This is a genomic window from Amycolatopsis sp. SID8362, from assembly GCF_010550475.1.
In the GTDB taxonomy this organism is placed as follows: domain Bacteria; phylum Actinomycetota; class Actinomycetes; order Mycobacteriales; family Pseudonocardiaceae; genus Amycolatopsis; species Amycolatopsis eburnea.
Window position 1 is genome coordinate 1 of record NZ_JAAGNB010000102.1, and the last position, 9770, is coordinate 9770.

Genomic DNA, 9770 nt, shown 5'->3' on the forward strand with positions numbered 1-9770 from the left:
GAACCGGCTGCCGCCGCCGAGCCGGCTGCCGTCGAGCCGGGCGCCGTCGAGCCAGCTGGGGCCGAGCCAGCTGCCGCCGAATCGGCCGCCGCCGGAACGACCTCGCCCGCCGAATCCGGACCGGCCGCCGAACCCGCTCCCCAACCGAAGCCAGTCACCCGCCGACGGTGGCCGGTCCTCGCCGTGGCCGCCGCAGTCATCCTCGTCGCCGGTGGGCTGCTCGTCTTCGTCCCCTCGCGGCAACAACCAAGCCCGACCACCCCGTCAACGCCCGCAACATCCGCCGCGCCAGCGCCCGCGAAGGCGAACCTCGGCGCCCCGCCCACCGGACCGGCAAGGGTGCGGCTCGCGCACACCGGTCTCTGCGTCGGCGAGGGCACCGAAAAGTTCGTGCCCGACGAACGGATCGTCCTGGGGCAGCAGGACTGCGCGACCGCCTCACCACCGATGTCGGTCGAGGCCGTCGAAGGCGGATACCGCCTACTCCTGCACTCCCCGGACAACGGCGAAGGCTGCGTGACCGTCGACTACGGCGGCACCAACGCCGAAGTCCTCCTCGCCGGGGACAACTGCGAGCCCGGCCGCCCCGACCAGCGGTTCACCTTCGAGCCGGTGACCGCGCCCACCCCGGGTTACCTGCTGAAATCCGCCGCCGGCGCGAAGTGGTGCATCGGGGTCTATCAGGGCAGTTCCGAGACGGGTGTCCAGCTGATCCAGGGCCGGTGCGTCGGCGGGCCGCACCAGGTCTTCCTGGTCGAGGCGGCGTAGCTCAGCGGGCGATGCGGGGCCCGGTCTTCGCCTGGACCTCGTCGAAGTCGACGTCGGGAGCGAGTTCGACCAGCTTCAGGCCGTCGGGCGTTACGTCGAGGACGCACAGGTCCGTGATGATCCGCTGGACGACGCCGCGGCCGGTATACGGGAGAGTGCACTCGTCGACGATCTTGGGGGCGCCGTCGCGGGCGACGTGCTCCATCAGGACGATGACCTGCTTCGCGCCGTGGACCAGGTCCATCGCGCCGCCCATGCCCTTGACCATCTTGCCCGGGATCATCCAGTTCGCGAGGTCGCCGGCGGCGGAGACCTGCATCGCGCCGAGGATGGCGGCGTCGATCTTGCCGCCGCGGATCATGCCGAACGACGTCGCCGAGTCGAAGAAGGACGCGCCCTTGCGGACGGTGACCGTCTCCTTGCCCGCGTTGATCAGGTCGGGGTCGACCTCGTCCTCGGCCGGGTAGGGGCCGACGCCGAGGATGCCGTTCTCCGACTGCAGGACGAGCTCGACGTCGTCCGGGACGTAGTTGGGCACCAGGGTCGGCAGGCCGATCCCGAGGTTGACGTAGTCGCCGTCGCGCAGCTCCGCGGCGGCGCGGGCGGCCATCCGGTTGCGGGTCCAGGCCATCTCAGGCGCCCTCCTCGGCGATGCGCACGGTGCGCTTTTCGATCGGCTTGTCCGCGGCCTGCTCGGGGGTCAGCGCGACGACGCGGTGGACGAACGCGCCGGGCAGGTGGACGTCGTTCGGGTTCAGCTCGCCGGGTTCGACCAGCTCCTCGACCTCGGCGACGGTGACCCGGCCGGCCATCGCGGCCAGCGGGTTGAAGTTGCGGGCCGCGTCCTTGAAGACGAGGTTGCCGTGCCGGTCGCCGCGCCAGGCGCGGACCAGGCCGAAGTCGGCGACGATCGCGCGTTCGAGGACGTACTCCCGGCCGTCGAACGCCTGCTTCTGCTTCGCCGGGCTGGACTTGGCGACGGTGCCGTCGGCGGCGTACTTCCACGGCAGGCCACCGTCCGCGACCTGGGTGCCGACGCCGGTGGCCGTGAAGAACGCGGGGATGCCGGAGCCGCCCGCGCGCAGCCGTTCGGCGAGCGTGCCCTGCGGGGTCAGCTCGACCTCCAGCTCGCCGGACAGGTACTGGCGCGCGAACTCCTTGTTCTCCCCGACGTAGGAGGCGACCACTCGGCGGAGCCGGCCGGCGCCGAGGAGGATCCCGAGGCCCCAGCCGTCGACGCCGGCGTTGTTGGAGACGACTTCGAGGTCCGTGGTTCCGGTTTCGAAGAGCGCGTTGATCAGGACGGCGGGTACGCCGCACATCCCGAACCCGCCGACGGAGAGGGTGGCGCCGTCGGGGATGTCGGCGATGGCTTCCCCGGGGGAGGCGAACACTTTGTCCATGTCGGTCATCAGACGACGCGTTGAGCTGCGTGGTCAACCAGTGGACGCCGTCTACCTGCGGATTGTTCGCTTCGTGGTCGGATTTGGTGGGGTAGTGTTCAGTGAGTGGACGCTCCTGTGGATCTGGTCGGCCGGACTCATCGGGTTCTTCGTGCGGTGGCCGCGCATGAGCCTGGTGGGGGGACGACGACGGCCGTTGCCAGGGCTGCTGGGTTGCCGCGGCCGACTGTGCATCGGTTGTTGATCTCGCTGCAGGGTGTCGGGTTGGTTGAGCGGGAGCCGGGGTCCGATCGGTGGGTGCTGGGGCCGGAGTTGTACTTCCTCGGGGTTGCCGCGGGTCGGCGGTATGACGTCACTGAGGTCGCGTTGCCGGTGGTTCGGCGGTTGGCTGTGGCTACGGGGGAGAGTGCGTTCTTTTCGGCCCGGCGGGGGGAGGAGACGATCTGCTTGATTCGGGAGGATGGGGCTTTTCCGATTCGGAGTCATGTTTTGTTCGAGGGGGCGCGGTTTCCGTTGGGGGTGGTGTCGGCCGGGATGGTGGTGCTGGCTCATCTGCCGGATCGGGAGATCGATGATTATCTTTCGCGGGTGGATTTGGTTGCTGATTTCGGGCCGCAGCATGGGGTGGGGGAGATTCGGCGGCATATTGCGGCGACCCGGAAGCAGGGGTACTCGGTCAATCCTGGGTTGGTGGTCGAGGGGAGTTGGGGCCTGGCGGCGGCGGTCTTCGATCAGGCGGGGTCGCCGCGGTGGGCGTTGACTTTGACCGGGGTGGAGCATCGTTTCGGGGCTGAGCGGATTCCGCAGTTGGGGGCTTTGTTGTTGCGGGAGGCTCATGCGTTGTCGGAGGCTCTGGGGTGAGTTGCGGGGGGTCTGGATTCCGGTTACGTGAGTTGGGTGGTCAGGCGTTGTGCGGCTGCCACCACCAGATTGCCCAGTTCGTCCGGGTTTGGGGCTTCGAACAGGGACAGGCCGATGCTGGTTTCCGGGTGGTCGCGTCCGGTGTGGACTACCGCTGAGATTCCGGTGATGCCTGGGGCTATTTCGCCTTTTGACACCGCGAAGCCTCGCTCGCGGGCTCGGGTTACCTCTTCGCGCTCGCCTGGTAGTGGTGGGGCCGCTGCCAGTAGGGCGAGGCCTGCTGAGCCGCGGCCGATGGGGTCGAGTTGGCCTGAGCGGAAGGCCACGTGCATCGGGGCTTGTCTTGGCTCGACGATCATCAGCATTCGGACCTGGTCCACGTTCTCGCGGACCACCAGGTGGGCTGAGGCCTGCGCCGAGTCCGAAAGCTCCTCCAGGATGGGGCGGGCCAGGGTGCGCAGGTCCTGCTCCACCGGCTCGGCCAGGCGGACCAGGCCGGTGCCCAGGGAGATGCGCTTGAAGCGGTCGCGGCGGCAGAGGTAGTGCGCCTCCAGGGTCTTCACCAGGCGGTGGGCGACCGTGCGGTGTACGCCGATGCCGTCCGCGATTTCGGTCAGTGTCAGGCCGCTCGGGTGCTGGACCAGCAGCTCCAGTACCTGCAGCCCGTGGTGCAGGGTCTTCGAAGTCCCGGACGCGGGCAGCGTCGATTCCACACACGGCTCCCTTGACGACACGAAAGTGGCGACCTACTGTCCTACACATATTCGCACACTGCGTGCGAATATAGCACGTTCAGCGGGCAGGGACAACGGAGGTTCCGGGATGGTGGCGACCGAAGACGTCGTGGCCGTGCACCAGCTCTACGGCCGGCAGAGCCACGCCATCGACTCCGGGCGCGCCGCCGAGTGGGCCGCCACCTTCACCGCCGACGGTGAATTCCGCTCGCCCACCTACCCCGAGCCCGCTGTTGGTACCGGGGAGCTGACCGCGTTCGCCGCGCGCTTCCACGCTTCCGGGGAGACGCTCAGGCACGTGATCAGCACGATCCACGTCCGCCCGGGCGACACCCCGGACACGCTGCGCGCCGATGCCTACCTGCAGATCGTCGCGAGCACGCACCTGGTGCGGCTGACCGTCATCGAGGACGACCTCCTCCGCACCCCCGACGGCTGGCGCGTCCGGCGGCGCACCGTCCGCCGCGATTCCTGAACCACGAAAGAGAGAAGAGCACCGATGACGACCCACGAGCCCACCGGTCCCGGGCGGGTCCTGCACCAGCCGGTCACCACGATCTACCCCGAGTTCCCCGGCAAGGTCGCCGTGATCACCGGCGCCGCCCGCGGGATGGGTGCCCGGTTCACCGCCGCGCTCGCCACGCGCGGGGTCGACGTCGTCGGGGGCGACATCGACGGCGACGCGATGGCCGCCACCGCCGCCGAACTGAGCGGAGAGCAGTCACTCGAGGCCAAGCCCGGCCGGATCGTGCCGGCCACGGTCGACGTCACGAAGGCCGACGACCACCTCGCCCTCGCGCAGAAGGCGATCGACGAGTTCGGGCGGATCGACTTCTGGGTCAACAACGCCGGGATCTTCCCGTTCGCCGAGGTTCCCGAGATCACGCCGGAGCAGATCCGCGCGACGCTGTCGGTCAACGTCGAGGGCGTGCTGTTCGGCGCGCAGGCCGCCGCGAAGCACCTCAAGCCCGGCGGCGCGATCGTCAACATGTCCTCAGTGTCGGCCGTGCGCGTGCGCAAGGGCCGCGGGGCCTACTGCAGTTCCAAGGCCGCCGTCGCGCACCTCACCGAGTCGCTCGCCGTCGAACTCGGTGACCAGGGCATCCGCGTCAACTCGATCGCGCCCGGCTACATCGACACCGAGATGACGCGGTGGATCCAGGACGACGCCCCGGCGCTGGCCAAGGCGCTCGACGCCGTGCCGCTGCACCGGATCGGCTCGCCCGAAGAGGTCGCCGGCGTGCTTTTGTTCCTGCTGTCGGACAGCGCGCGGTACGTGACCGGGCACAGCATCGCCGTCGACGGCGGGTCGCGTCATGTCTGAGTACCCGGACGTCGTCCTGGTCACCGGCGCGGCTGGTGGCATGGGCGCTTCCCATGCCCGCGCGCTCGGGGCCCTCGGCGTCCACGTCTGCGTTGCCGACGTCGCCGATCCGTCCGATGTGGCCGGTGAGATCGTCGCCGACGGTGGCTCCGCCTCGGCCCACCACCTCGACGTCACCGACGCCGCGCAGTGGGCCACCGTGATCGGCGAAATCAAGACACAGCACGGCAAACTCGGCGGGCTGGTCAACAACGCCGGCATCTCGCGGCGGCTGGAGTTCATGGACACCACCGCCGAGGTCTGGGATCGGGTGCTCGCGGTCAACCTGAGCGGGCCGTTCCACGGGATGTACGCGGCCGCCCCGCTGATGCGCGACTCCGGCGGCGGGTCGATCGTCAACATCTCGTCGATCTCCGGGCAGATCGGGTACTTCTCGCCCGCGTACTCGGCCAGCAAGTGGGGCCTCACCGGACTGTCCAAATCGGCCGCCGGGAACTTCGCGAAGTGGGGCATCCGGGTCAACTCCGTCCACCCGGGACTCGTCGGGACGGCGCTGCTGGGCGGCGCCGACGGGTTCGTCCAGTCCGCTGTGGACAGCGTCCCGGCCGGGCGCATGGGCCGTCCCGAAGAGATCACGGACGCCGTGCTGTTCCTGCTCTCGGACAAGTCCACCTACATGACCGGGAGCGAGGTCACCGTCGACGGCGGCCTCGTCTCCAACGGGCTCTACCACCGCATCGTCGCGGAGTCGGGAGGTGACCTCGGATGAACGACGAGGGGTACGACGTCGTCGTCGTGGGCGGCGGGGGAGCGGGCCTCGCGGCCGCCGTGTCCGCCGCCGAGCGGGGCGCGTCCGTCCTGCTGTTCGAGGCCGAGAAGGAACTCGGCGGCTCGACGCAGCTGTCGGCGGGGATGTTCACCGCCGCCGGGACCAGTGTCCAAAAGGGACTCTGCATCGAGGACACGCCGGAGAAGTTCTTCCAGCACTACATGGACCTCAACCAGTGGCAGCTCAAGCCCGGGCTGGTCCGCGCGTTCTGCGAGGAGGCGGGCCCGGCGCTGGAGTGGCTGATCGGGCTGGGCGCCGAGATCCCGGCGAAGGTGTCGCACAACGCGCACTCGCCGGGCCTGACCCGGGCCGGTGTCGAGGACGTCTGGCGCGCGCACGTCCCGAAGGACCAGGGCTACGGCCTGGTCCAGGTCCTCGACCGGGCCAGACGCCGGGCCGGCGTCGAAGCCGTGCTGAACACGCGGGTGGAACGGCTGCTCGTCGACGGCGGCCGCGTCACCGGCGTGGTCGCCGACGGGATCGAAGTGTCGGCGAAGGCCGTGATCGTCACGACCGGCGGGTTCGCCCAGGACCCGGCTCTCGTCTCGCGGTACTACCCGGCCGCCGACGCCGCGGGAGAGGACCTGTTCGTCGTCGCGGCGGACGGGTCCCGGGGTGACCACCTGGCGTTCGGGTCGCAAGTGGACGCCGCCGTCGCCGGTGACGGCTGGGGCCTGTTGCTGCCCACCGCGTACTTCCAGCGGCTGCACCACTGGCAGTCCGGTTTCCCACCGGTTTCGCGGATCATGGTCAACGCCCACGGCCGCCGGTTCATGGACGAGGACGCCTCCTACGCCGTGTCCGGCGGGATCATCGACGCCCAGGACGGTCCCGTGTGGACGGTCTTCGACGAGCGGGCCCGCGTGAGCCTGCCCGCCGGGTACGCGCACTGGGACGCCGCCCACGTGCTGGCCGAAGCCGAGGCGGGACGCACGATCCGCGCCGACAGCGTCGAAGAACTGGCCGGGAAGCTGGGCGTGCCCGCCGACGCGCTGCGGGCGACGATCGACCGCTGGAACGCGCACCTGCCCACCGGCGAGGACCCGGACTTCCTGCGCCACGAAACCCTGAAAGCCAAGGGGCGCACCGAACCACCGGAACCGCTCGCGACACCGCCGTTCTACGCGGCGCGCACGCTGCCCGCCGAACTCGTTTGCACCCACGCCGGGCTCGAGATCGACGGCACCGCCGCCGTCCTCGACGCGCGCGGGGAGCGCGTGCCCGGCCTGTTCGCCGCGGGGGAGGCCGGGGCCGGTGTGCTCGGGCCGCGGTACGTCGGCGGCGGGAACGCCGTCGCCAACGCCATCACCATGGGCCGGGTCGCCGGCCGCACCGCCACTCACTCAACGCCGAGGAGCACCCCATGACCGTCCACACCGGAGCCGCGAGCGCCGCCGTCGGGAGACGCACCATCCGCAAGGTCGCGGTGCGGATCATGCCGATCGTCGGCCTGCTCTACATCTTCAACTACATGGACCGGGCCAACATCGGCTACGCCCAGCTCGGCATGGGCAAGGAACTCGCGATCAACGCGGCGACCTTCGGGGCGGCGTCGGCGATCTTCTTCCTCGCCTACGTCGTGTTCGAGGTCCCGAGCAACATGATCATGAAACGGGTCGGCGCCCGGCTGTGGCTGAGCCGGATCGCGGTCAGCTGGGGCATCGTCACGGTCGTGACCGGGTTCGTCGCGAGCACGACGCACCTGTTCATCGCGCGGATCGTGCTCGGCATCGCCGAAGCGGGGCTGTTCCCCGGCCTGCTGCTGTACTTGACGCTGTGGTTCCGCGGGAAGGAACGCGGCCGCGCCATCGCGACGCTCGCGCTGGCCCAGCCGATCGCGCTGATCCTCGGCAGCCTCACCGGCGGCTGGATCCTCGACCACGCGCACTGGCTCGGGATGAGCAGCTGGCAGTGGGTCTTCGTGCTGCAGGGCGCGCCGGCCGTGCTGATCGGCGTGCTCACTTTCCTTTGGCTGCCGGACAAGCCGTCCGATGCGAAGTTCCTCACGAAGGAGGAGAGCGGCTGGCTGCAGGCCGAGATCGACAAGGAGTACGTGCCGGAGGAGAAGGAAACCTTCCTCGGGCAGCTGAAGGCGGTCCGCGACGGCAAGGTGCTGCACCTGGCGTTCTCGAACCTGTTCATCGCCTGCGGCCTGTACGGGCTGACGTTCTTCCTACCGCTGATCGTCAAGCAGCTCGACCCGAAGTACTCCTCGACGAACATCGGCCTGCTCGGCGCGATCCCGTACGTCGTGGGCGCGGTCGGCATGCTGCTGCTCGCCCGCAACTCCGACCGGACGGGCGAGCGCAAGGGACACGTGATCGCGCTGGTGCTCGTGGCAGCGCTGGGCTTCTTCGGCGCCATCCAGTTCAAGTCCGTGCCGGCGCTCTCGCTGATCAGCCTGTCGCTGGCCGCGATCGGCGTGCTCGGGTACCTGGCGCCGTACTGGGCGATGGCGGCGAAGGTGCTGTCGAAGGAGCACACCGCCGTCGGCCTGGCGGCGATCAACTCGATCGCGGCGCTGGGCGGCTTCTTCGGCCCGTACGCGATCGGGCTGGCGGCGACCGACACCGACGTCACGGTCGGGCTGTACTTCCCGATCGGCTGCCTGGTGCTCTCGGCGATCATGCTGGCGTTCCTCAAGGTGCCGCGCGAGCGCGACCGGTAGGGCCGCTTCAAGCCGCGGGGCCCTCGCCCGGCTCTTCACCGCACGATTCCCCGCTGAGGAAAACCTTTGCCCGTTCGGCGGCCGCGTCGATCTCGTCGGCGTGGTCGCCGCAATGGGACTTCGCGAACTCCGCTGCCGCATCGACGTTTTCGCTGCTCGCGATTTTCTTCAGGTTGTCGAAGTCGATCCCCATGGGTGCTTCTCCTACGTCCACGTGAGCTGACCCGATGGGCTCAATCAAAGCTGTTCGGCACGGGCCCGCAACTCCATCCGGGCGCCAGGGTGAAGAGCAGCGCTCGCGTTAGGTTCTCGGTCCCGACGGCGTTACTCTGTCGCGCTTTCCGGCGCCTGCAAGGGGTTCGCGCCCGGCGGCGATCCCTCACGCGGGTGGATCTGCGGTGCTCCGGCGGCGCCGGCCGAATGGGGGTGCGGCCGGGTGGCGTTCCTGGTGAAAGCGTCGCGGCCCCCGTTTCGGCGAGCCGGAAATGCGCGGCCGGGCACCCGGGGTGTGGTTGCCACGGCCGCGGGAACGTGTTCGTATCGCCCTCAGGACGTCGGTGGCTGCCGCGGCGGCGGTGGCGGTAACGGGAGATCCGGGTCGATCTCGATCCCGGCGGCGCGGAGAGAGTCGTCGATGATGTGCCAGATCCAGCGCGTGAGCATTTCGGCGAGCTGCGCCTTCGTGATCCCGAGCGGGGCTTCGAGCCACTGCGCGGCGCAGGAGTCGACGAGCCCGACGACGCCGAAGGACAGGACGGTGGCGATGCGGGTGTCGAGGTGGAACAGCGTCAGGTAGTACTCGAACACCTGGGTCAATTGGCGCGCGATGACCGTTTTGACGTCGGCGATCGCGTCCTCGCCCTCGCGGCGGCCGATCTGGGAGTGCAGGGTCAGGTAGCGGTAGAGGTTGCCGTTTTCGGCGAGCCAGCCGGTGTGGGCGTCGACGGCCGCGGAGATCATTTGCATGGCGCTGCCCTGGGGCTCCCACACCGGCCGCATCGCCACGATGATCTGCTCGGTGGCCCGGTCGGCGATGGCGCGCGTCAGATCCGCCGCGTCGTCGAATTGCCGGTACAGCTGCGGGCGGGCCACGTCGGCGGCGTCGGCGATGTGGGTGGCCGACACGCGCGGGCCGTGTTCGGCGATCGCGCGCAGCGCCGCGTCGACGAATTCGCGGCGCCGG

At 69.7% G+C, this 9770-nt stretch carries 13 protein-coding genes; 7 read left to right on the forward strand and 6 right to left on the reverse strand.

Annotated features, from left to right (window positions below; genetic code table 11):
* On the reverse strand, window positions 1-243 hold a 243-nt coding region (locus G3I65_RS56340), incomplete at its 3' end, for a hypothetical protein (RefSeq protein WP_203612270.1).
* A 96-nt stretch (window positions 244-339) separates the two neighbouring features.
* Here G3I65_RS56340 and G3I65_RS03675 point away from each other — a divergent pair.
* Window positions 340-768, forward strand: coding sequence for an RICIN domain-containing protein (locus tag G3I65_RS03675; RefSeq protein WP_203612271.1), 429 nt, complete (start codon window positions 340-342; stop codon window positions 766-768).
* Window position 769: 1 nt separating this feature from the next.
* On the opposite strand, the gene G3I65_RS03680 is transcribed toward G3I65_RS03675, so the two are convergent.
* Together G3I65_RS03680 and G3I65_RS03685 are read right to left on the reverse strand one after the other, a co-directional pair.
* On the reverse strand, window positions 770-1399 hold the full coding sequence (locus G3I65_RS03680; protein WP_160694755.1) for a 3-oxoacid CoA-transferase subunit B: 630 nt from the start codon (window positions 1397-1399) through the stop codon (window positions 770-772).
* A 1-nt stretch (window position 1400) separates the two neighbouring features.
* Window positions 1401-2171, reverse strand: a complete 771-nt coding sequence (locus tag G3I65_RS03685; RefSeq protein ID WP_160694757.1) for a CoA transferase subunit A — start codon at window positions 2169-2171, stop codon at window positions 1401-1403.
* Between the two features lie 117 nt (window positions 2172-2288).
* On the opposite strand from G3I65_RS03685, the gene G3I65_RS03690 reads away from it, so the two are divergent.
* Entirely contained in the window at window positions 2289-3032 is a 744-nt protein-coding gene (locus G3I65_RS03690; protein WP_309235245.1) for an IclR family transcriptional regulator, read from the forward strand.
* A gap of 23 nt (window positions 3033-3055) precedes the next feature.
* On the opposite strand, the gene G3I65_RS03695 is transcribed toward G3I65_RS03690, so the two are convergent.
* Window positions 3056-3745, reverse strand: coding sequence for a helix-turn-helix domain-containing protein (locus G3I65_RS03695; protein ID WP_309235244.1), 690 nt, complete (start codon window positions 3743-3745; stop codon window positions 3056-3058).
* 109 nt (window positions 3746-3854) lie between these two features.
* Between G3I65_RS03695 and G3I65_RS03700 the strand changes: the two genes are divergently transcribed.
* Genes G3I65_RS03700 through G3I65_RS03720 form a run of 5 tightly spaced genes read left to right on the forward strand, consistent with a single transcriptional unit; the run spans window position 3855 to window position 8587 of the window.
* The gene (locus tag G3I65_RS03700) at window positions 3855-4241 is read left to right on the forward strand and encodes a nuclear transport factor 2 family protein (protein ID WP_160694759.1); all 387 of its coding nucleotides are present in this window, start codon (window positions 3855-3857) and stop codon (window positions 4239-4241) included.
* A gap of 24 nt (window positions 4242-4265) precedes the next feature.
* On the forward strand, window positions 4266-5090 hold the full coding sequence (locus tag G3I65_RS03705; protein ID WP_160694761.1) for an SDR family NAD(P)-dependent oxidoreductase: 825 nt from the start codon (window positions 4266-4268) through the stop codon (window positions 5088-5090).
* The gene (locus G3I65_RS03710) at window positions 5083-5859 is read left to right on the forward strand and encodes an SDR family NAD(P)-dependent oxidoreductase (RefSeq protein WP_160694763.1); all 777 of its coding nucleotides are present in this window, start codon (window positions 5083-5085) and stop codon (window positions 5857-5859) included. Before G3I65_RS03705 ends, G3I65_RS03710 begins: the two co-directional genes overlap by 8 nt.
* A complete protein-coding gene (locus tag G3I65_RS03715; RefSeq protein WP_160694765.1) occupies window positions 5856-7286 on the forward strand; it encodes an FAD-dependent oxidoreductase in 1431 nt (476 codons plus the stop codon). The genes G3I65_RS03710 and G3I65_RS03715 overlap by 4 nt, the downstream gene beginning before the upstream one ends.
* On the forward strand, window positions 7283-8587 hold the full coding sequence (locus G3I65_RS03720) for an MFS transporter (protein ID WP_160694767.1): 1305 nt from the start codon (window positions 7283-7285) through the stop codon (window positions 8585-8587). Before G3I65_RS03715 ends, G3I65_RS03720 begins: the two co-directional genes overlap by 4 nt.
* A gap of 7 nt (window positions 8588-8594) precedes the next feature.
* On the opposite strand, the gene G3I65_RS03725 is transcribed toward G3I65_RS03720, so the two are convergent.
* Together G3I65_RS03725 and G3I65_RS03730 are read right to left on the reverse strand one after the other, a co-directional pair.
* Window positions 8595-8780 (reverse strand): antitoxin, encoded by a 186-nt coding sequence (locus tag G3I65_RS03725; protein ID WP_160694769.1) that lies wholly within the window; start codon window positions 8778-8780, stop codon window positions 8595-8597.
* Between the two features lie 353 nt (window positions 8781-9133).
* The coding region (locus G3I65_RS03730; protein WP_239070431.1) for a TetR/AcrR family transcriptional regulator at window positions 9134-9770 on the reverse strand (637 nt) is incomplete at its 5' end.